Origin of the sequence: Paenibacillus canaveralius (genome assembly GCF_047238265.1) — a bacterium.
Lineage (GTDB): Bacteria > Bacillota > Bacilli > Paenibacillales > NBRC-103111 > Paenibacillus_F.
Map to the genome: position 1 here is coordinate 1,522,583 of NZ_JBDFMM010000001.1, position 20,207 is coordinate 1,542,789.

A 20,207-nucleotide genomic window follows, 5' to 3' on the forward strand; every position below is an offset into this window, starting at 1 on the left:
ATGATAAGTGAGTAGAGAACGCAGGTAGGAGGAATGAGGCGTGCTTCCATTTTTTTCTCTGTTGATTCTGGCTCTGGCCGTCAGTTTGGACGGTTTCGGGGTGGGGATGATGTACGGTTTGCGTAAAATCCGCATCCCGCTCCCGTCCCTCGCGATCATTTCCCTTTGTTCGGGAATCATTATCTGCATTTCGATGAGTTTAGGTGTATGGCTGTCGAAGTACTTGTCTCCGCACTATGCCGGGATGCTTGGTGCAGTCATTCTGATCGGCATCGGAATCTGGGCGCTCGTTCAGTTTCTGGCACAGAAGCAGGGCAGTGACAGAGACAGTGAAGAAAAGGAACATACAGGGACGGTGAACGAAACGGCGGCGGTACCGGCCGGAAAGGTCCGGCTTGAAGCCGTTTTTCCGTCGAGTCCGGTTGCGGTCCGCGAGCCTGCGGCGTCAGGAATAAAACCGGAGCGGGAGCCGCGGATGTTCTCGATCGAGATCAAGCGACTGGGACTCGTGATTCAGATTTTGCGTACGCCTTCGGCGGCCGACGTGGACCGGTCAGGCAACATCTCTTCTTCGGAAGCGACGCTGCTCGGCATCGCGCTGTCCCTTGACGCTTTCGGCGCGGGAATCGGAGCCGCTTTGATCGGATACACCCCGCTGCTGACTTCGGCGGTAATCGTGGTAACGAGCGGGCTGTTTATTTACTTCGGCCTGAAAATCGGCTACAAGTATTCAGGGCTCGGCTGGATCCGTAAAGTGTCGGTGCTGCCGGGAGTCGTCTTGATCCTGATGGGCATATCGAAACTGCTGTAGCTGTTATTCTTAAAAAATGTGATTGACGTGGGAGTCGAGTGAAATGAATATAGGACTCACGGGAGGTATCGCCTGCGGCAAAAGCACGGTCTCGGCCATGCTTGTCCGCCGCGGCGCGATTCTTATAGACGCGGACCGGATCGCGCGCGAAGTGGTAGAACCGGGGAGCCCCGTTCTGGCACAGGTCGCCGCGCGTTTCGGACAAGATATACTGCTGCCGGACGGCTCGCTTCACCGTAAAAAACTGGGTGAGACGGTTTTCGGAAACGAAGAAGCGCGGAAAGCGCTCGAGGAGCTTTTGCATCCGTCGATCCGCGCGCTCATGAAAGAAAGAATGGCCGCCTCGGAGCGTGAATTTCCGGACAAGCTTGTCGTGGTGGACGTGCCTTTGCTCTATGAATCGGGACTGCAAAGCATGTTCTCGTTCGTTATGGTCGTTTATGTGCCGAGAGAAGTTCAGCTGAGGAGACTGATGGAGCGGGACGGGCTCACCTTGGAACAGGCGGAAACCCGGCTTGCGGCCCAGTGGCCCATTGAACGCAAAAAAGAGCTCGCGGATATTTGTATCGACAATTCGGGGACCTTGGAGCAGACGGAGAGGCTTGTCGAACGTTTCTGGCTTCAAAGGGGGCTGTAATGAAGCTTCTGCGGAAAAAGCGGGTATTCGCCCTGCTGCTGCTCGGATTTGTGTTTCTTCTGTTCAGCAACGGACTCTTTATCGGGCAGATGATATATCCCATTCACTATCGTGAAGAAATCCGGCAGAATGCTTCCCAGTATCAGGTCGATCCTTTTCTGATCGCCGCCATTATCAAAGTGGAGACGAACTTCAACCACGATCGGGAGTCCAAAAAAGGAGCCGTGGGCATTATGCAGCTTATGCCCGATACGGCGGAATGGATCCGGGAAACATCCAATACGAAATCGGCCGATTTCCGCGATCCGAAACACAATATCCAGCTCGGCTCCTGGTATTTGGCGTGGCTGAACAAGCAGTACAAGGGAAACTGGCTCTACTCCATCGCCGCTTATAACGCGGGTCAGGGCAACGTCAGCAAGTGGAAGAACAACGGAGTCTGGGACGGGACGGAAGAGACCATCAACAAGATCCCGTTCGGCGAAACCCGGCATTATGTACAAAGAGTGCTTTACTATCAGCAAAAATTTAAGAAGCTTTACGGCGAGGAATGGAATCAAAGCGCCGGAACCAAATAAAGAAGCACCGGAGCCGGCGGGTGTAGCCGCCGGGTCCGATACTTCGGTCTTGCTTGGGTTCCGCTAAAGTTAGCGGGTTTGGCCTTGACCGGCCAGTTGTTGTTCGGCGATTTGCACCAGTCTGCGAGTAATGTGACCCCCGATTGCACCCGTGTCACGAGTAGCCATGTTACCGTAGTAACCGTCTTGAGGAATCGCAATACCAAGCTCTTGGGCAACTTCGTATTTCAGCTGATCCAAAGCTTGGTTAGCTTGTGGAACAACCAGTACGTTACTGTTGCGAGATTGTCCTGCACCCATTTCTGTTCACCTCCTTGTCGTTGGTAGAACTATTATGTGCGTTTTTGTAAGCTTGATAACAAGCAACATCTGGGAGGAAAATAAACCGGACCGAGAGGAGGAAGTCCCGATGAAATGCCCGTTTTGCGAGCACAACGGAACGAAAGTGCTGGACTCGCGGTCGGCCAACGATAACAAGTCGATCCGCCGGCGCAGAGAATGCGAGAAGTGCCAGCGGCGGTTTACAACGTTTGAGATGGTGGAGGAAACGCCTCTTATCGTAATCAAAAAAGACGGCAGCCGCGAAGAATTTAACCGCGACAAGATTTTGCGCGGGTTAATCAGAGCCTGCGAGAAACGTCCGGTTTCCGTGGACCGGCTGGAACAGATCGTTTCCGAGGTTGAAATGCAGGTCCGGAACATGGCGCATGCCGAAGTGGACAGCATGAGGATCGGAGAACTGGTGATGGAGCAGCTTTACCCGGTCGACGAAGTGGCTTATATCCGCTTTGCGTCGGTGTACAGGCAGTTTAAAGATATCAACATGTTCCTGAAGGAACTGGAACAGATTTTAGGCAAAACGAATCTGAACGCTTTGAAGCCGGACGGCTAGAGGTTCGTACATGCCGGCATGGCTTTCTTCTTTCATAAGAGGAAAGCTTTTTTGCCGTTTTGCCGAGAAAATGGACGAAGGACGGGCATATGCCCCTAATTCCCGCCAATTAGCCGAAGGTCAACAGGCATATCGGCGGCTCAGCGGCCATATGTTTCAGGGTGAAAAGGCAAAGGAGGCGACGACATGTCGATTACACAAGGAAACGGTCAGGGAGTCCCGTGGGGATTGGGGAAACCCGAGGTTACGGATTACACGAAGATCACGCAGGGGCAGGCGCAGCTGCCGGATTATCCGCTTCAGGGGGCACCTTTCGGCGGAGGGATCAATCAGCTCCAGGGCAGTCAGGGGCAGCCGCAGGGAGGGCTGCCCGGAACTTATCCGCCGCAGGGGGCTTACCCGGAGAGCTTCGGTTCAACAGACGGCGGCTGGTCCGGTCAGGCTGGATATCCTCCGGGATTTCAAACGGGCAGTCTCGGGGGCGGCTCCTTTCCCTCAGGGAGGCTTCTCTGGATCGGCCGGCGGGGCACCGGGGCAGAATGGCTTCGGCGCTCTTGAAGCGGGTGTACCTTCCGGAGGCGCTCCGGTAGCGGTGCCGCAGCCTTTTTTCATGATCGATCCTTATGTGTATCAGACGCTCAGAACGATTGTCGGCCGGGGTGTGGTGGTGGAAACGGTTCGCGGCAGCAGCCGGGGCGTTCTGGCGGATGTGAAACCGGATCATGTGGTGGTTCAAGAGGACGGCAAGAGATTTTTTATCCGGACGGCTCAAATTATTTGGGTCATGCCGGAGTAAAACTTTATCGGAGCATAACATCCGCCGGATACCGGCGGTTTTTTTATGGGCAAGTAGTTATAGTTAAAAATTTTAATATAGCTGCTTTACAAAAGAAAGTGGTCGTGCTAATATACTTACATAAAGTAAGTTATTGAATACAAGTTAGCGAGAACGAATTTTTCGAAATCAGACTAGGAGGAAATCAAAATGAACAAATTATTATATATCACTGCGAATCCAAGAAGCGTTGACCGCTCTTACGGTCTTCAGGTCGGGGAACATTTTCTTGAGGCGGCCGTCCGGGAGAATCCCGGGCTTGTAGTGGAACGGGTGGATGTGTACGAAGATCATATTCCTCTGATCGACGCCGATGTCCTGAACGGCTGGGATAAACTGCGTGCGGGAGAAGCGCTGAACGACACGGAAGCGGCTGCTATCAACCGGATGAATGAAGTGTTGGAGCAGTTTTTGTCCGCCGACGGCTACGTGTTCGTCACTCCGATGTGGAACTTGAGTTACCCGCCCATGCTGAAAGCGTACATCGACAACATTGCGATCGCGGGTAAAACGTTCCGCTATACGGCAAACGGTCCCGAAGGCTTGATGAACGGCAAAAAAGTCGTTCACATTCAGGCGCGCGGAGGCATTTATTCCGAAGGCCCGGCCGCGGACTTTGAATTTACCGACAAATACCTGCGGGGAATTATGGCATTCGTCGGAATTACGGACTACGAGCATGTCTATGTGGAAGGGATTGCGGCTTATCCGGACAAAGCGCAGGAGCTTGTGCAGGGTGCCAAAGCGAGAGCGGCGGAAGCAGCCGCTAAGTTTGCGAAAACCCCATCGCGAGTATAAGCTTCCCTCTTGCGGTGTTCCCATAAACAAAAAACTGCCCTCTTGCGAAGGGCAGTTTTTTTGCGTTTGATGCGGCCTTAACGAAGGGAACCGTGTACAGGTTCATCTCAGCCCTTGCCGATGAGAAGTGAGAGCAGTCCTGCCGCAATCAGAGGGCCCACGGGAACGCCGCGGAACAGGGCAACGCCGAGGACGGTACCGATAAGCAGCCCGGCCACGACATTCGGCTGGTTCGTCATGAGAAGAGCGCCCCGGCCGCCCAGGTAAGCAACGGCGATTCCGATAAGGACCGCCAGAAGCGATTTCCAGTGCATAAAGGACTGGAGAATAGTCTGGACGGGCATTTTGCCGCTGGCAATCGGCGTCATTACACCAATGGTGAGAACGACGACGCCGATCGTAAGTCCGTACTTTTCCAAAAAGGGAAAGGCCTGATGTACATTCATCACCCGCAGAAGCAGGAGAACGAGCATGGCAATCGTAACGGTCGAATTGCTGCTGAGCAGCCCGAGAAGGGCCAAACCGAGCAGCAGGATGGAAGGCATGTCCACTTGGGCCATCGTCGGATTCCCCTTTGGGTCTTTTTTTTGTTTCCATTGTATAGCATTCAAGCCGCATCAACAAGGAAGGGACCGGTAAAAAGGAAGCCGCTTACCGCTGTGATAAGTTGCTTGAAGGGATATGGTATAATTCCCTATACGAGGGCGGGTTATCCAAACGGGCCCCCTGTGAAAGGAGCAATTTCCATGGAAACGATTGAAATGGTAGCGGTCGGGGCACTCATTCTCGCTCTTCTTCTGCTCATTAAAGTGTTCAGCCTGCAAAGCCGGATTAACGATATCCAATCCGATCTGGAATGGCTGAAAGGGCGGGCGGAAGGTACGACGGTGAACCGGTTAAAACCGGCAGAGGACCCTCGGCCCGATAAGTCGGCTTCGGCACAAAACTCCCTTCTTGACGAAAGAGTGCAGCATATGCTCGCACAGGGCGATAAAATCAAAGCGATCAAACTAGTGAGAATGGAATTAGGGATCGGATTGAAAGAGGCCAAGGATTATGTGGAAAATCTGGAGCGCGGCTAGGTTACAGGCGTGATCCCGCCCTGCCCTGCCAGTGCGGCGGCGTTTCCCGGGAAATCAACAAAGCCTGCCGTTACCGGCAGGCTCTTAGCTTTGCGCTTACCTATTACGCTGCGGAATGTCTGATCCGCTGCGCCTTTTTCCATGCTTACGGGCACTTGTTTACGACTCGCCAACCACTTCCCGGACAAATTTGTCGAGGGCGGTGACGTTCGTGATGTTCTCGTTGCAGACGGTACTGTCCACACACAGGTAGTTCCCGATTGCCTTGTAGTAATCGGAAGAGGCCTTCGCGGGCCTTGATTTCGTTACCGCGGTAAACAACGCGACTTCCTCGTGCTTGTTGCACAGAAAGCATACGCCTTTGTTCGCCGGTGTATATCTTCCTTCGATTCCGACCAGTTTCCCGTTCAACGGATAGATAAGAAACAACTTATTCGTCGCGATATCGGTCCAGCCCAAGTAGGTGACATAGCGGTAGTCGATTTGGGACAAGTCGGGTATCTTCAGTTTCTTGTTTTTCGGAAAAAGCTTGGCGATCTGCTTTGCCGTCAATGCCGGAAACGGTGCCAAGTAGGATTCCAGCGATTCGGGATAATGCTTGAAATCTTCTGCGGTGCGCAGTCCCGAGATCTTTTCAAGAAGTTGTTTTTGAATGCCGTCTGCGTCCGGAAATGCTTCAAGCAGTTTGAACGGAGCGCTGGCTTTTACCGATGCCACGACTTTCGGATCGGAAACGGTTTCGTGGGTTTTCTGCAGCAGAAGACTCTGCTTTTTAATGACATTATATTGATGGTTTCTAATGAATGGTTGAATCATGCTTTCAGCCCCTTATTTTTTGTTCAAGCTAAAAAATAAGTGCAAAGCCCATTATTAGAAACGATATAAGCTGTTTCGGGCGACAATGTTATCGTGAACTGTCCGCCCATGCAAAGTATCGCCCCATAATCAGGCTTCGCATGAGCCGTATCTTGTACCGGCAAAGTGATTTGCCATTTGTACCGACCTCCTCTTACCCGACCATTATAAAGTCACACGGGCATCGTTGCAATGCCGAAATCATCTATAAAAAGAATTTACCAAGTGCCGAAAAACCGGGATTGGGACCGTTACACTTAAACAAAACGCCAAAGAGCGGCGTACTGGATGATCCGGCTTGAACGATGGGATGCAGTTAACTGCTCGAACCATTCCGGGACTGTATGAGCCGGGCATTTTTACGATTAGGCTAACTTACAGGCCGCTTCCTATGAGGCTTTTATCCTCAAAAGCGGTCGAAAGCACGATTAAGGTCGTTGAAAATCCGTAGGCGCTGCATTCATCGAGAAAGCCGGTCAACGATTCCGTCGTTTCGCTTAACACTTTCATTAAAAAGTTGTACTCCCCGCTGATCCGGTAGAGATCGACAATCTCCGGGGATTTTTCGCTGAAAGCGGCGAAGCCTTTGCAGTCGGTCGTTTTGAACAAAACGAATGCCGTTGTCTGCTTGCCGAGCTTCGGAGGCGAAAGCTTGGCGCGGTAGCCCGTAATAACTCCTTGTTCTTCTAATTTGCGCAGTCTTTCGGTTACGGCCGGCTGCGACATGGCGATTATCCGGCTCATCTCGGAGATCGGAATCCGTGCGTTCTCGTGCATCAAAGATAAAATTTTCGAGTCAATCACATCCATAAATCGTTCACCTCAGTATTAAAGGTTTAAGAGATCATAAAACTTCATAATTTAGTTATACGGGCTTATATCGCTTAATGATACTATGTGAAGAATGGGAAAACCATTATAAAATGTCATTAATCAATCGCGAAGGAGAATGAGAGATGACAATGAGATTAAATGATCCGGTAACTATCGGCGGAATCACTTTACAAAACCGGCTGATCATGGCGCCGCTGCAGCAGTATAAAGGAACTCCCGAAGCGTTTGCGACCGGACATCACATAGAGCATTACGGTCGGAGAGCGAAGCATGTGGGCCTCGTCATTTTGGAATCCACGGCCGTGTCTCCGAACGGAAGACTGTGGGCAAACGACATCGGCATCTATACGGAACGGCACGTGGGGCCGCTGTGCAAAGTGACGGAGGCTGTTCATGCCCGCCAAACCCCCGTCTTTATACAGCTGTCGCACGGGGGCAGGAAATCGTCGCCGGATGTTACGACGACGTTGGTCGCGCCGAGTGCGATTGCATTCGACGATCAATACGGCACGCCCCAAGAGCTAACGGCGGAAGGCATCCGAAGCATCATCGAAGAGTATCGTATCGCGGCAAAACGCAGCAAAGAAGCGGGTTTTGACGGAATTGAGCTTCATGCCGCGCACGGTTTTCTGATTCACCAGTTCTTATCGCCTTTGTCCAATAAGCGGACCGATGCCTATGGAGGAAGTCCCGAGAACAGAGCGAGGTTTTTGCGGGAAGTTCTCAGTGCGGTCCGGGAAGAGGTCGGCAGAGACTATCCGGTCATCGTCCGGATTTCGGCCACCGACTACAGTGAAGGAGGACTGATCCCGGAAGAATGGGCCCGTATGTTAAAGCCGCTGGAGTCCGGGCTGGACGCGATCCACGTGTCTTCGGGCGGGCTTCTTCCTGTGCAGCCGAGTGACGTCTACACCGCGTATCAGCTGCCTCATGCGGCCGCGATTAAGCAGCATTTCAAGATACCGGTCATTGCCGTCGGGAAAATTTATACACGGAGCCTGGCCGATCGCATCCTTGAGGACGGTTTAGCGGACGTTATCGCGATCGGCCGCCCTCTTTTGGAAAATCCGGATTACGCGGAAGGGTTGTTGAGGGTCGGGGAAACGGCGGGAAATGTCGGGTAAGAGGAGCGGACCGGGCGACAAGTGAAACTATACGACAAAACGTTCCCAGCTAAAAAGGCACTCGCGACAGAGTGCTTTTTTATTTTGACGATAGAACGCTAATAGTGGGAAAAATGCCGGAATCATGCAAAAAAGCAAGCCAAGCATGGTATAATAAAAAGAAACGGAGTTGGATAACCGTATGCCGGATTTACTGGATCCCCGGAACGATTTTGTTTTTAAACGGATTTTTGGCAGTGAAGAAAATAAAGATGTCCTGCTGACCTTTTTGAACCGCACTTTTGCGGAGTCCGGCGAGCCGCCGTTGACCGAGGTCGTTCTGCTTAATCCTTATACGGAAAAGGATGCTCCGCTCGATAAGCAATCCATCTTTGACATTTGGGCGAAAACGGCCGAAGGTCAACTGATTAACATCGAGATGCAGCTTTTTAACAAATATGATATCGAAAAAAGGACGCTCTATTACTGGAGCAAGCGTTACTCCGGACAGCTGCAGGAAGGTCAAACCTACAAGGAATTGAAGAAGTGCGTCACGATAAATATTTTAAACTACTCGTTTATTTCCAATGACCGGTATCATAATGTTTTTCACTTGAGGGAAGATCACACGGGGCTGGAGTTGTGTGACGATATCGAAGTCCATTTTATGGAGCTTTCCAAGCTGGACGATAAGTCGGCTCCGGTTGAAGGCGGTCTGATCAATTGGCTGCTGTTCTTGAAAGGTGTGGATAAATCCAATTGGGAGGTGCTGCAGATGAATGAACCGACTTTGAAAAAAGCCATGGATACGCTGGAGTTTCTTAGCCAGGACCGGGAAGCCCGCCGATTATATGAAGAACGGCAAAAGTATTTGCACGATGAAGCATCCATGATCGAATGGGCGACGGAAAAGGGCATGGCTAAGGGCATGGCTAAAGGCGAACATAAGAAAGCCGTCGAAATCGCTAAAAATATGCTTGATCTGGGTTTGCAGGTTTCAGTCATCGCCAAAGCCAGCGGTTTATCTGAAGCTGAAGTGGAATCGTTGAAATCGGTACAATAGAGGGAATGAACTCTAGGCCAAAAGAGCCGGCGTTTCAAAAAGTCTTATGTACAACTATTATGTAAGACAAAAAAAAGCACTCCGTAGAGTGCTTTTTTTGTTATATGGAGCCATGGTAGCGCAATACGCGCTTGTATTTTTTATCCGGCAGTCTCTGTTATTGATCTTATATTACATAGATGTTATATTACATGCATGTAATAAAAAATATAGGGGGGCCTCCATGCACACAATTTCGAATGTCGAATTCATGCTCCTGCAAATGTTCGCGGAATGTCGTCAAGCTTCCGGGTACGATATCAAGAAGCTAGTCGATCAGCGGGGCTATAGAGAATGGGCTAATATCGGTACGACTTCGATCTATACAGGACTGAAGAAATTGAACGATAAAGGTTGGATCGTACCCGATGAATCCGACGGGAAATCCGGCAAGGGACCCATGCCGACCCGGTTTTCCCTCACCGATGCTGGTATGGCCAAGTTGAGAAATGAAATCCTTGACAGCCTATCTTCAACAAGGGAACGCGACAACCGCTTCGATCTCGGTTTGGCTGCTTTGCCTCATATAGGGAAAGACGAGGCTATCATTGCTTTACGGAAACGGCTGGATTTCCTTGCACAAATTTCGATGAACATTAACCAAAAGTACGAATCACAAGGCGGTGTCACTATGCCGCTGAACGTAAGGGCACTGTTCTTGCATCCGATAAGTTTAATCGAGAACGAGCAGGCGTTTGTTGTCCGTCTAATAAATGAATTGTCGGAAGAGAGAGGGTTACATGACAAAAATCATTGAAGGTTTTGTTCCTTATCAGGGCGAACATTGCGAGACGACCGCCATCGGCAATTTACTGCAGCATGCTGGGGTCCAACTAACTGAACCGATGCTTTTCGGACTCGGGCAAGGGCTTGGATTCATCTATTGGGACTCGAAGGGAATGGAATTTCCGTTTATCGGAGGAAGGGTAAAACCTGACGCATTGATTGACAACCTCGCCAACCGGCTTGATTTGACCGTCAAAATTCAAGAAACGTCGTCCGTCGACAAGGCTTGGAAGAACGTACGGGGTTGCATCGAACGCGGAATTCCGGTTGGGCTGAAATTAGACTCCTATTACTTAGATTATTTCACGAACAAAGTGCATTTTGCCGGTCACTATGCGGTCTTACACGGCTTCAGTGAAGAACACGCCTACATGGCGGACACTAGACAACAGGGCGGACAGGTGAAAACGAGCTTGACCAGTTTGGCCGCGGCCAGAAACGCAAAGGGGCCCATGAGTTCCCGAAATCGTTCTTTTACACTCGAACCAGTCGGCGAATTACCTCCGCTCGTTCCCGCTATACGCGAATCCTTGTCCAAGAATGCGTATGACTATCTAAACCCACCCATTCGCAATATTGGCAATAAAGGCATCATAAAAATGAGCGATGAAATCTCGAAATGGCCTTCCCGCAGCAACAATATCGAACATGATCTATGTCTGACCGCGTTGCTGATGGAGCGGGCGGGCACCGGCGGTGCTTTGTTTCGGAATTTGTATCGGGATTTTTTGAGAGAATGCGCCGATCTGTTGGAAGAGCGGAAAATCGAACAAGCCCATAGTTTGTTTTCGGAAATAGCTCCGATGTGGGTCAGTGTTTCTGCGTCGATCGACCGTGCGGGCAGAACAGGTGACTATCAAGAGCTATTGCGAGCGTCGAAGCTTTTACTTGAGATAGCGGATAAAGAGCGCACAGCCGTGGAATTATTGTTGTGAATACCTCTCTCCAAACCCGTGCGTGCGGACTGAACCCCCGGGGTTCGGCCCCGCTGGCTCCATATAGACAAAAAAGCACTCCGAAGAGTGCTTTTTTTGTTTATATGGAGCCTAGGGGGATGTTCGAATCTCTGATTGAAACGGCTGACGAAGCTAACTCGGCGCAGCATCCTAGTGGTAGATTCAAACGCCGTGCTCCTTCGTTGGACGTATGGCTTCGAAGCTTATTCACTCACTTTGTGCGCGCGGACTGAACCTCGGGGTTCGGCCCCGCTGGCTCCAAAAACAAAAAGCACTCCGAAGAATGCTTTTTGTTTTATATGGAGCCTAGGGGGATCGAACCCCTGACCTCATCGCTGCCAGCGATGCGCTCTCCCAGCTGAGCTAAGGCCCCGTATTATACCCGTGATTTGTATTATACATAGATCCCGGGCTCAAAGCAAGACAAGCCGCATGAAAGTTTCAGACCGCCGAAAAAGTACTTTTTTTGACGTATTCGCCGATCCGTCTTTGTTGTAAACCTCCGCGTTTTCATGCTACCCTTAGGTCAGTATGCGTTCCGCCGGAACGTAATTTTTGGCAGGAGTGGTCCTATTGTCGAATAATACGCTCTACTGGGTGTTTACGATCCTGATATTCGGAATCACGCTGATCATGGGCATCGTCCTGATGCGGCGCACCCGTAAACTATGGCTTTCCTTCGGAATTTCGACCCTTTTCAATACGGTGATGACGGTTTTGGTCTGCCTTTGGTGGGCCCGTATTACGGATGACGCCTACAGTGTGCTGTTTCATAACGCGTTTTTCCTGCTGGGCTATTTAAATGTCATCATCATCGACTTTTTCGCACTGGTGAGTATCGGAAGAAAAGCATCGGGCGAAGGGGCCAAAAAACGCAAAAAAACTTACGAAGAAGAATACGGGGACACCTGATAGTCCGCTGCTCGGCAGTTGGGAGATTATCAGGCAGCTCGTGTAAGGAGGCTGGCACAAAGACATGAAGCCGCGTTTACGCACGTATGGCTGGTGGCTGGCCGCGACGCTGGTCTGGATGACTTTTATTTTCGCAAAATCCGCCGAGACGTACCAGGAACAGGATATGCGGCCTTTTTTTCGTGATCTGGTTCAGGAAGATGTGCTCCGGCAGTGGATTCCGCAGGTGGAATTTACTTACGACGGCGGGCTGGTCACGTACAAAAAGCCGTATGATTTCGCCGAATTCATCATCCGTAAAGCGGGACACGTATCGGAATTCGCTCTGCTCGCTTTTCTCTGGATCCGCACGCTGCTGGCGATGAAAAGGCCATTCCGGACCGCATGGCTGACCGGCGGTTTGCTGTCCGTGCTGTATGCGGCATCCGACGAGTGGCATCAGAGCTTCGTACCGGGGCGTACGGGACACGCCATTGACGTGGGAATGGACAGCGCGGGCGTGCTGCTGGTTATGGCCGTTTTCGCGGCCGTCCGGCTGATCCGGTCCGGCAACGTTCGAGGCCGATAAAATAGGCTCCTCCGGGCATACTACCTTCTAAAGGATAGGATGCCAAAGACAGGAGAGAGAGAGCGATGACCAACATTAAGCACGCCAGAGTAACCCGGATTACAAACCACAAAGACACTCAAGTAGCCGATGTCGAATTTGCGGTAGAGGGCTTTGACAAGCCGCTGCTGGCCAAGTTTGAAAAGCCCTATGGGGCATCGGCCCCGGACAATACCGGAGAAGCGTCCTTCAAGCTGGGCCCGGTTTACCGCAACGACGCCGATTTGGCTCTGGACTGGTACAACAACAATCTGCATGACGCGTATGAGGACATTACCGCCGAGCTGTTTTACAGCTCAACCAATCTGTACGGGCTGCAAAAAGACCAGCTTGAAGCAAGTCTGCTGGAACACGGGGACGTCAAGCGCGAGCTTGAGGAAGGCTTCTCTTAAATGTGAGGGGCGATTCCGCCCGGCCTTTCCCAAATTCCGGCTTGTAAAAAAGATCGCTTTTCCGTCCGGATGACGAAGAAGCGATCTTTTTTGTTCCAGCACCGCGCGGTACAAGTACCCCCAGCTGAGGTTTACTTCGAGTTTTTTTCCAATTGAACGGGCAATCCGTACTTGGGCGCAACCTGCTGATACTTCTTGTCCACCGTCTGCCAGCGGAACATTCCGATAAAGAAACCGAGAAAACAGAACACGATCAGCCGGATCGGCAGCCAGATCCCGATCAGCTCGCCCGCCAGCGAGTATTCCAGAAGCGAAACCAGAGCCGTCAGCAGGAGTCCTACCGGGAGTGCGAAGTTGAGCATAACGTACATGCCCGGACCCTTGCGCCGCATAACACTCCATTTACGCGCTTGTTGTTCATTCATAGTCAGACCGAAATCCTTTCTGCGTGAGAATGCTGAGTCTAATTATACTAAAAAGAGGCCCCCTGCACACACCTCCTCCAGGAAAAATGTCCCGGCCCCGCATATGGCTGTCACAACAATGTCACACAAACAATTTCATGAGGTTTTTTGAAAAATATGGTACGATAAAGTGCGAAAGAAAAGGCCGGAAGGAGAGATAGGTTTGCTTGGGAAATTTTTTCTGTTCTCGCTCTTGCTCTACATAACCCGGAGTCCTCTGCTTGCATTGATCATTCTGCTCGTTCTTTTGTATGTCATCGACCGCCGTTTTATCGGTCTTTCCCCGAGTCTGCTGCGGCCCTTGAAAAGAAACCGGCGTATCTCGCAGCTGAGGCAGGAGCTCCGCGCGAATCCCCATCACGCTTCCTCGAAGCTTGAACTGGCGCGTCTGCTGATCGACAAGAGGAAATATCGCGAGGCGCTCGTCTATTTGCGCGAAGTGGAGCCGGTCATGTCCGAATCGGCGGACGTTTCCTATGAAATCGGCCTGTGTCTGCTGAAAATGGACCAGCTGCAGGAGGGCTTGACTTACATGAATAAAGCGCTGGAGCTCAACCCCCGCGTCAAATACGGCGATCCTTACCTGCAAATGGGCGAAGCGCTCGCGGAAACCGAACCCCGTCAGGCTGTGGAAATGCTGGAGCGTTTCAGAGACGAGCAGTCTTCTTCGGTGGAGGCCTACTACCGGCTCGGACTGCTTTACGGCAAACTCGGACGGACCGACAAAGCGAAGGAAGCTTTCCGGGAATCCGTCGAGGTATACAAATCTCTGCCCAAATACAGCAGGCGGAAACAGCGCCGATGGGCCATCCTCGCCCGCTTTAAGTAATCCCCGGAGCAAGGCGCTTCGAAGCCGCCCGCCCGGAAGCCTGCGGCTCCGCTTGACGGGGGCGCAGGGGGTTGGCTACACTTAGTGGAGTGAACAAAGCGGCTCAAGCCGACAAGAAAGGTACTGGAACACAGATGGATCTAATGTATATTGCAGCGGCCGCCGGAAATAGCGGAGAGTCCAAGCTCAGCATGGAATATCTGATGCAGAGCGTACTTCTGGTCATAATCGTTGTGGTTATGTTCGTCGTTATGCTGGCCTGGTCGAAATGGAGCAAGAAAAGGAGGCGGAAATAACCGCCATGTATTATGTTAATGTGGATCAAATCAAGCAAAAACTCGCTTTCGTACCCGAACTGCTCACAGGCTGCACCGAGCTGGAGCAGTCATTCTCAAACGGCGACAAGCGCCTGATCACGTATCTGGCCCAGGAGCGCGTTCTTCATCTGGCGATCGAAACGGTCACGGATGTGGGCAGCCTGCTCATTGACGGCTTTCTGATGCGGGACGCAAGCAGCTATGAGGACATTATCGACATTTTGGGCACGGAAAAAGTGTTTTCGGAAGAAACGACAGCGGCTTTGCTGTCGCTGGTGAAGCTTCGCAGACCTCTCGTTCAGGAGTACGATACGTTTTCCAGAGAAGGGGTTCATCCTCTGCTGAAAGAGCTGCCTGTCATTCTCCCGGACTTCACCCGTTCGGTAGAAGCTTTTATCGAGAAAGAAATGATCTGACAACCGGGGAGAGACGTGTCCCGGTGTTTTTATACTTTTGTGTTTCATAATTTACTTATGCCAAAGGTTACGATACAATGAGACTATCTAGGCATCAGGCAGGTGATTCTCATGTATCGCGACGCAGAGCTGTCGACCCGCAAAATCGTGTTATCTCTGCTCAGGACCCGGGGCCCTCTCAGTGTAGGGGAACTTGCCAAGGAGCTTGGGATTACGGAGATGGCCGTCAGACGCCATTTAAACACGCTGGATCGAGATGGTTATATCGAATCAAAGCTGGCACGCCAGGCAATGGGCAGGCCTTTGCATATGTATTCGCTCACGAAAGAAGCGGATGATTTATTTCCCAAGAAATACAACGCGCTGACTCTGGATCTTCTGGAGGAGCTGGTCGCGGAGGAAGGCGAAGGGAAGCTGACGCGGCTGTTTCAAAGGCGCAAAGACAAGCTTTCGGAGCGTTACGGCTCCCGGATGGAAGGCAAGTCTTTCCCGGAGAAGGTCGCCGAATTGGCCCGGATTCAGAACGACAACGGCTATATGGTAAGTCTGGAGCAGGGTGAGAACGGGGGTTATATTCTAAATGAGCATAATTGCCCCATCTCCCAGGTTGCGGACCAATACCAGCAGGCCTGTCAATGTGAGCTTGCCTTGTTCCAGGAACTGCTCGGAACGCCGGTCGAACGCACCGAATGTTTGGCCAAGGGCGGAACCAAGTGCGTGTATCAGATCCGCCGGGCGGAGAGCATGTAGCTTCCGCTTTGCGGAATCGGCCGCTTTAAAATGAAAAGAAGAAGCCAGCCCTGTCCTTGCGGACATCCGGGCGGGCTTCTTTTTTTACCGGTATAGAGGAGCCGCAGAAGCCTGCTGTCATTCGGAATCGTGGGACAGAGCAAGACTCAGCCCGGCTTGAGCGAACTTGACGCCTGCAGGGAGCGCATAGTCCTCCAGCAGGTCGATTCCATGCGACAGATGCGTGAAAACAGTGCGGGAAGGCTTCACATCCCGCAGCAGCTCAAGCGCCTCCGTCACATCATAGACGGAGCGGCCGGCCCCTTCTTCCTTGTAGAAGCTCGTCCCGAGCACAAGGAGATCAACACCTCGCATAGGAGCTATCTCCTGTTCGTTCAAGCCGATGGAATCGGGGCAGTACACGAAGCTGAAGCTCTCCTTGCGGTCGAACCGCAGGGCAAAGGAAAACCCGTTTGCCCCATGCGTTACCTTCCATAGGCGGATTTCCCAGCCGCCGAAGGAGAAACCATTATCAACCGCGATATAATCGAGGTTGCGGTCGATCCAGGGAAAGATGGCGCGGATCCGGTCGACGACTTCCGCGGCGGCATATACCTTGCCCCGGATGCCCAGCCAGCGGCAGAGATCGGCGTACTCCGGCAGGCCGCCGATATGGTCATAATGCGCATGGGTGATTAGCACATGGCGCAGGTCTCTAAGACCTGCCCGCTCCATTTGCAGGCCCCAGTTCGGCCCGCAGTCGAGGAGCAGCCTGCCCTCGGCCGTGCCGCTGTCCAGCAGTGCGGACGAGCGCAGCCTGCGATTGACCCCGGTCGTCCGGGCTTCCGTGCAGACGCCGCAGCCGCAGTAGGCGCGGGGGACGCCCATCGAGTCGCCCGTGCCGAGGAACGTCAGGAAGTCCATGCGGCTTCCCTCCACTCGGCTACAGCTCCTGTAAACCGTCGTGCGTTCGCCGTGATCACATCGAAGCGGCCCGCATCGATATCGGCGAGCTTGCACAAGGAACTGCCCACGCCGGCCGCATAGCAGCCCGCCTGCAAATATTCGCCGATATTGCCGGCCGTGACGCCGCCGACGGCGACCATGGGCACCCGGTCAAGCGGTCCCATCAACTCGCGTATGTAGGTGAGGCCCAGTCCGGTGCTTGGGAATACTTTGACGGCCTGTGCGCCTGCTTTCCAGGCCCGGACGATCTCAGTCGGCGTCATTGCGCCGGGGAAAATCGGGATGCCCTGCGATACAGAATAGGCGATTACGGCCTCGTCGGTGTTCGGGGTGACGAGGAAAGAAGCACCGGCTTCGACGGCCTGCCTGGCGTCCTCCAAATCCAGCACAGTGCCCGCCCCGATAAACATGCGGCCGCCGAGCCTGCTTCTCAGTTTCCCGGATCATATCCAGTGCTCCCGGCGTATTAAGCGTGACTTCGAGGACGGTAACACCGCCTTCGAGCATCGCTTCGGCCGTACGGATAATTTGTCCCGGTTTGACGCCCCGGAGGATGGCGATAAGACGGGTGCGCTCCAGCTCCTGGAGTCCCTGTTCACGTTCCACAGTCGTTCACTTCGCTTTCGGTTGTTTGAGCGGGAGAGTCTCCCGTATAGCTTCATGTTATCATATGAAAAGGCATGCCGTCATGAGCACCAGTGGAGAATGATAGGCAGAAGAAGGCAAAAGCAAACGGCAAAAGCAAACGGCAAAAGCAAACGGCAAAAGCAAACGATAAGAGCAAACGCTAAAAGCAAACAACCAGAACGAACAGGTACGTACGTCAACGGCCACCTGTTCCGCTTTGACCGATAGACCGACGATGGAAGTGCAACCTTTCCCATCTCCTCTGCTTGTAGAATCAAGAAGATTAAACAAGGATGGTCAACAAGTGTTATCAACAATTACGGTCAGCAAGACCTACCCAAAAGGACATGATTATTTTAAGAAACCGCAAGCTTGGTATACAATAGAAGAAGCGCGTCAACCATTCTGTGTGAAAAGGGTGAACCCCATGAAAGAATCTCAACCCGTCAAATTAACTTCCCTCTCCAGCAAAGGAGGCTGCGGCTGTAAAATCGGTCCGGCCGATCTGTCCCAGGTTCTGAGGGGGATGCCGGCTCCGCTGCCGAATCCGAATCTGCTAGTCGGTCTGGATACGAGCGACGATGCGGGCGTATATAAACTTAGCGATGATCTGGCTCTCGTGCAGACCGTCGATTTTTTTACTCCGATTGTAGATGATCCTTATTCGTTCGGACAGGTAGCGGCAGCGAACGCGATCAGCGATATTTACGCCATGGGCGGCAAGCCGCTGACCGTGCTGAATATCGTGGCTTTTCCGATCAAAACGCTCGACAAGCAGGTGCTTACCGATATCTTGAGAGGGGCGGCCGATAAAGTCCAGGAAGCCGGCGCAACGCTTGTGGGAGGCCATTCCATCGACGATAACGAGCCGAAATTCGGCCTTGCCGTAACGGGACTGATTCATCCGGACCGGGTGCGGACCAATGCGGGGGCGAAGCCTGGGGACAAGCTCATTCTTACGAAGCCGATCGGCGTGGGCATTTTGACGACGTCCATCAAAAAAGATCAGCTCAACGAGGAAGAAGTGCGGCGCGTCACGTCGGTGATGGCGACGCTGAACAAAACGGCCGCCGAAGTCATGGACGGCTTCGAGGTGCACGCGTGCACGGACGTCACCGGCTTCGGGCTCCTCGGACACGCGTCCGAGGTTGCCAAAGGCAGCGGTGTGGGCGTGCGGATCGGCGCCAATGACGTGCCGTTTCTTCCACGCGTGCGCGAGCTGGCCGAAGCCGGCTTCGTACCGGGCGGCACGAAGAACAATTTCGCGCACGTACAGGATACGGTCGATTTCGATCCGTCTATCGATCAAATCGGCCAGTGGATGCTGTGCGACGCGGTGACATCCGGCGGGTTGCTTATTTCGGCGGCAGCCGGGGATGCGGACGAGCTGCTCGCCCGGCTGCTGGCCGCAGGCGTCGAAGCGGCGATGATCGGCGAAACGACGGCCGACCATCCGGGACGGATTGCCGTCGCGAAGACCGTCCGTTAACAGCCTGTTTTCCGGCATAATAAAGGAGTGTTTGCAGCAATGTTTCGTGATATAACGGTTGAACAACTGCTTGAGCTGCAGGAGCAGCGGGGCATCCAGCTGATCGATGTGCGCTCGGAGGGCGAATTCGAGGAATTCACCATCCCAGGGAGCAGCAATATCCCGGTGTTCGACAACGAGGAACGCAAGGAAGTCGGCACCATTTATAAACAGGTGAGCGTTCAGGCAGCGAAAGAGAAGGGCCTGGAGATTTTTTCGGCCAAGCTGCCGTCGTTTATTAAGCAGTTCGAGGAAATTCCCGGGCAGAAGGCCGTCTTCTGCTGGCGCGGGGGAATGCGGAGCAAAACGGCCGCGACGGTGACATCCCTGATGGGAATTCAGATGTACAGGCTGTCGGGCGGCATCCGTTCTTACCGCAAATGGACCCATGAGAAGCTGGAAACGTTCGAGTTCAAACCGGCTTGTGTCGTGATCGGCGGTCCGACGGGTTCGGGCAAAACCGAGCTGCTTCAGAAGCTGAAAGTAGCGGGATATCCGGTACTGGATCTGGAGACGATGGCGCAGCACCGGGGCTCTATTTTCGGCCAGATCGGACTTCGTCCCAGCAATCAGAAGACGTTCGAGTCGAGACTGGTTCATGAACTGATGGAGGTCAATGAACAGCCGTTCGTTCTCGTGGAAGCGGAGAGCAAACGCGTCGGGAAGGTGGTAATGCCCGATTTCCTGTTCAATGCCAAGGAAGCGGGAATCCCTCTTTTCCTGGAGATTCCGATGGAGCGCCGTGTGGCCAATATTGTGGCGGACTATCAGCCGGCTTTGCATAAAGAAGAATGTATCGATGCGTATCAGCTCATTAAAAAGCGGATCCATTCGCCCATTGCGGCCGCCATTGAGCAGTATTTAAAAGAAGACCGGTTCGGCGAGGCGGTCGCTCTGATGCTGGAGCATTATTACGACCCCCGCTATGCGCATGCCGCTCAAAACTATGAGCAGGAAACCGTAACGCTGCAGGCTGCGGATACGGACGAGGCTTTCCGTCTGGTTACGGCCCGGCTCAAAGAGCTTTTTCCGGGTTACCGTCCTAAAATCCAATCATCGAGCGCCGTCTGACGTTCGGCTGATGCACCCGTTCCTCTCGTTTTTGTGCGGGATGGACGGGTGTTTTTACGTTTTTCCCCATTTTTCTTCCG

General features: G+C 52.7%; 27 protein-coding genes, 1 tRNA gene and 1 pseudogene. 21 read left to right on the forward strand and 8 right to left on the reverse strand.

Features of this window, described 5'->3' with window-relative positions; genetic code table 11:
• The first annotated feature begins 40 nt into the window (after positions 1-40).
• Genes ABC395_RS06980 through ABC395_RS06990 form a run of 3 tightly spaced genes read left to right on the forward strand, consistent with a single transcriptional unit; the run spans position 41 to position 2,026 of the window.
• Positions 41-811 (forward strand): MntP/YtaF family protein, encoded by a 771-nt coding sequence (locus tag ABC395_RS06980; RefSeq protein ID WP_413001816.1) that lies wholly within the window; start codon positions 41-43, stop codon positions 809-811.
• A gap of 43 nt (positions 812-854) precedes the next feature.
• Positions 855-1,448 carry a dephospho-CoA kinase gene (gene coaE, locus ABC395_RS06985; RefSeq protein WP_413001818.1) on the forward strand — a complete coding sequence of 198 codons (594 nt, stop codon included), beginning with the start codon at positions 855-857 and terminating at the stop codon, positions 1,446-1,448.
• Entirely contained in the window at positions 1,448-2,026 is a 579-nt protein-coding gene (locus tag ABC395_RS06990; RefSeq protein ID WP_413001820.1) for a lytic transglycosylase domain-containing protein, read from the forward strand. The genes coaE and ABC395_RS06990 overlap by 1 nt, the downstream gene beginning before the upstream one ends.
• Positions 2,027-2,095: 69 nt before the next feature.
• On the opposite strand, the gene ABC395_RS06995 is transcribed toward ABC395_RS06990, so the two are convergent.
• The gene (locus tag ABC395_RS06995) at positions 2,096-2,326 is read right to left on the reverse strand and encodes an alpha/beta-type small acid-soluble spore protein (protein ID WP_413001822.1); all 231 of its coding nucleotides are present in this window, start codon (positions 2,324-2,326) and stop codon (positions 2,096-2,098) included.
• A 109-nt stretch (positions 2,327-2,435) separates the two neighbouring features.
• Between ABC395_RS06995 and nrdR the strand changes: the two genes are divergently transcribed.
• The 4 genes from nrdR (at position 2,436) to ABC395_RS07015 (ending at position 4,551) form a co-directional block, all read left to right on the forward strand.
• Entirely contained in the window at positions 2,436-2,918 is a 483-nt protein-coding gene (nrdR, locus tag ABC395_RS07000) for a transcriptional regulator NrdR (protein ID WP_103997350.1), read from the forward strand.
• A gap of 186 nt (positions 2,919-3,104) precedes the next feature.
• Complete coding sequence (locus ABC395_RS07005; protein WP_413001824.1) at positions 3,105-3,476, forward strand: hypothetical protein; 372 nt, start codon at positions 3,105-3,107, stop codon at positions 3,474-3,476.
• A 34-nt stretch (positions 3,477-3,510) separates the two neighbouring features.
• Positions 3,511-3,714 carry a YuzF family protein gene (locus ABC395_RS07010; protein ID WP_413001826.1) on the forward strand — a complete coding sequence of 68 codons (204 nt, stop codon included), beginning with the start codon at positions 3,511-3,513 and terminating at the stop codon, positions 3,712-3,714.
• 189 nt (positions 3,715-3,903) lie between these two features.
• Complete coding sequence (locus tag ABC395_RS07015; protein ID WP_413001827.1) at positions 3,904-4,551, forward strand: FMN-dependent NADH-azoreductase; 648 nt, start codon at positions 3,904-3,906, stop codon at positions 4,549-4,551.
• A gap of 107 nt (positions 4,552-4,658) precedes the next feature.
• On the opposite strand, the gene ABC395_RS07020 is transcribed toward ABC395_RS07015, so the two are convergent.
• Positions 4,659-5,111 carry a DUF441 domain-containing protein gene (locus tag ABC395_RS07020; protein ID WP_413001829.1) on the reverse strand — a complete coding sequence of 151 codons (453 nt, stop codon included), beginning with the start codon at positions 5,109-5,111 and terminating at the stop codon, positions 4,659-4,661.
• A gap of 186 nt (positions 5,112-5,297) precedes the next feature.
• Between ABC395_RS07020 and ABC395_RS07025 the strand changes: the two genes are divergently transcribed.
• Positions 5,298-5,633 (forward strand): ribosomal protein L7/L12, encoded by a 336-nt coding sequence (locus ABC395_RS07025; protein WP_413001830.1) that lies wholly within the window; start codon positions 5,298-5,300, stop codon positions 5,631-5,633.
• 159 nt (positions 5,634-5,792) lie between these two features.
• Here the strand turns inward: ABC395_RS07025 and ABC395_RS07030 are convergent, their stop codons facing one another.
• Both ABC395_RS07030 and ABC395_RS07035 read right to left on the reverse strand, forming a co-directional pair.
• On the reverse strand, positions 5,793-6,449 hold the full coding sequence (locus ABC395_RS07030) for a FusB/FusC family EF-G-binding protein (protein WP_413001832.1): 657 nt from the start codon (positions 6,447-6,449) through the stop codon (positions 5,793-5,795).
• Between the two features lie 414 nt (positions 6,450-6,863).
• Positions 6,864-7,298, reverse strand: coding sequence for an Lrp/AsnC family transcriptional regulator (locus tag ABC395_RS07035; RefSeq protein ID WP_413001834.1), 435 nt, complete (start codon positions 7,296-7,298; stop codon positions 6,864-6,866).
• A 146-nt stretch (positions 7,299-7,444) separates the two neighbouring features.
• Here ABC395_RS07035 and ABC395_RS07040 point away from each other — a divergent pair, with 146 nt between their 5' ends.
• The 4 genes from ABC395_RS07040 (at position 7,445) to ABC395_RS07055 (ending at position 11,248) form a co-directional block, all read left to right on the forward strand.
• Positions 7,445-8,446, forward strand: coding sequence for an oxidoreductase (locus tag ABC395_RS07040; RefSeq protein ID WP_413001836.1), 1,002 nt, complete (start codon positions 7,445-7,447; stop codon positions 8,444-8,446).
• 181 nt (positions 8,447-8,627) lie between these two features.
• The gene (locus ABC395_RS07045; RefSeq protein WP_413001838.1) at positions 8,628-9,488 is read left to right on the forward strand and encodes an Rpn family recombination-promoting nuclease/putative transposase; all 861 of its coding nucleotides are present in this window, start codon (positions 8,628-8,630) and stop codon (positions 9,486-9,488) included.
• A gap of 223 nt (positions 9,489-9,711) precedes the next feature.
• A complete protein-coding gene (locus tag ABC395_RS07050; RefSeq protein ID WP_413001839.1) occupies positions 9,712-10,284 on the forward strand; it encodes a PadR family transcriptional regulator in 573 nt (190 codons plus the stop codon).
• On the forward strand, positions 10,268-11,248 hold the full coding sequence (locus tag ABC395_RS07055; RefSeq protein ID WP_413001841.1) for a BtrH N-terminal domain-containing protein: 981 nt from the start codon (positions 10,268-10,270) through the stop codon (positions 11,246-11,248). Before ABC395_RS07050 ends, ABC395_RS07055 begins: the two co-directional genes overlap by 17 nt.
• 321 nt (positions 11,249-11,569) lie before the next feature.
• Here ABC395_RS07055 and ABC395_RS07060 read toward each other — a convergent pair.
• Positions 11,570-11,642, reverse strand: a tRNA-Ala gene (locus tag ABC395_RS07060).
• 191 nt (positions 11,643-11,833) lie between these two features.
• On the opposite strand from ABC395_RS07060, the gene ABC395_RS07065 reads away from it, so the two are divergent.
• The 3 genes from ABC395_RS07065 to ABC395_RS07075 all read left to right on the forward strand — a co-directional run bounded on the left by ABC395_RS07065 (position 11,834) and on the right by ABC395_RS07075 (position 13,180).
• Positions 11,834-12,181 carry a hypothetical protein gene (locus ABC395_RS07065; protein ID WP_413006697.1) on the forward strand — a complete coding sequence of 116 codons (348 nt, stop codon included), beginning with the start codon at positions 11,834-11,836 and terminating at the stop codon, positions 12,179-12,181.
• A 64-nt stretch (positions 12,182-12,245) separates the two neighbouring features.
• Positions 12,246-12,749 (forward strand): VanZ family protein, encoded by a 504-nt coding sequence (locus ABC395_RS07070; RefSeq protein ID WP_413001843.1) that lies wholly within the window; start codon positions 12,246-12,248, stop codon positions 12,747-12,749.
• Between the two features lie 65 nt (positions 12,750-12,814).
• Positions 12,815-13,180: a hypothetical protein gene (locus ABC395_RS07075; RefSeq protein ID WP_413001845.1), complete on the forward strand. Its 366-nt coding sequence runs from the start codon at positions 12,815-12,817 to the stop codon at positions 13,178-13,180.
• Between the two features lie 131 nt (positions 13,181-13,311).
• Here ABC395_RS07075 and ABC395_RS07080 read toward each other — a convergent pair whose 3' ends face one another.
• Positions 13,312-13,605: a hypothetical protein gene (locus tag ABC395_RS07080; protein ID WP_413001847.1), complete on the reverse strand. Its 294-nt coding sequence runs from the start codon at positions 13,603-13,605 to the stop codon at positions 13,312-13,314.
• Between the two features lie 202 nt (positions 13,606-13,807).
• Here ABC395_RS07080 and ABC395_RS07085 point away from each other — a divergent pair, with 202 nt between their 5' ends.
• The 4 genes from ABC395_RS07085 to ABC395_RS07100 all read left to right on the forward strand — a co-directional run bounded on the left by ABC395_RS07085 (position 13,808) and on the right by ABC395_RS07100 (position 15,956).
• Entirely contained in the window at positions 13,808-14,473 is a 666-nt protein-coding gene (locus ABC395_RS07085) for a tetratricopeptide repeat protein (protein ID WP_413001849.1), read from the forward strand.
• Positions 14,474-14,544: 71 nt separating this feature from the next.
• On the forward strand, positions 14,545-14,769 hold the full coding sequence (locus tag ABC395_RS07090) for a hypothetical protein (protein ID WP_413001850.1): 225 nt from the start codon (positions 14,545-14,547) through the stop codon (positions 14,767-14,769).
• A gap of 5 nt (positions 14,770-14,774) precedes the next feature.
• On the forward strand, positions 14,775-15,206 hold the full coding sequence (locus tag ABC395_RS07095; RefSeq protein ID WP_413001851.1) for a DUF86 domain-containing protein: 432 nt from the start codon (positions 14,775-14,777) through the stop codon (positions 15,204-15,206).
• A 111-nt stretch (positions 15,207-15,317) separates the two neighbouring features.
• Positions 15,318-15,956: a helix-turn-helix transcriptional regulator gene (locus ABC395_RS07100; protein ID WP_413001852.1), complete on the forward strand. Its 639-nt coding sequence runs from the start codon at positions 15,318-15,320 to the stop codon at positions 15,954-15,956.
• Between the two features lie 117 nt (positions 15,957-16,073).
• On the opposite strand, the gene ABC395_RS07105 is transcribed toward ABC395_RS07100, so the two are convergent.
• Positions 16,074-16,859: an MBL fold metallo-hydrolase gene (locus tag ABC395_RS07105; protein ID WP_413001854.1), complete on the reverse strand. Its 786-nt coding sequence runs from the start codon at positions 16,857-16,859 to the stop codon at positions 16,074-16,076.
• Positions 16,847-17,507: pseudogene (locus tag ABC395_RS07110) on the reverse strand (bifunctional 4-hydroxy-2-oxoglutarate aldolase/2-dehydro-3-deoxy-phosphogluconate aldolase). Before ABC395_RS07110 ends, ABC395_RS07105 begins: the two are co-directional and overlap by 13 nt.
• Positions 17,508-17,955: 448 nt before the next feature.
• Here ABC395_RS07110 and selD point away from each other — a divergent pair.
• Positions 17,956-19,017, forward strand: coding sequence for a selenide, water dikinase SelD (gene selD, locus ABC395_RS07115; RefSeq protein ID WP_413001856.1), 1,062 nt, complete (start codon positions 17,956-17,958; stop codon positions 19,015-19,017).
• Between the two features lie 39 nt (positions 19,018-19,056).
• Positions 19,057-20,127, forward strand: coding sequence for a tRNA 2-selenouridine(34) synthase MnmH (gene mnmH, locus ABC395_RS07120; RefSeq protein ID WP_413001858.1), 1,071 nt, complete (start codon positions 19,057-19,059; stop codon positions 20,125-20,127).
• Positions 20,128-20,207 lie beyond the last annotated feature (80 nt).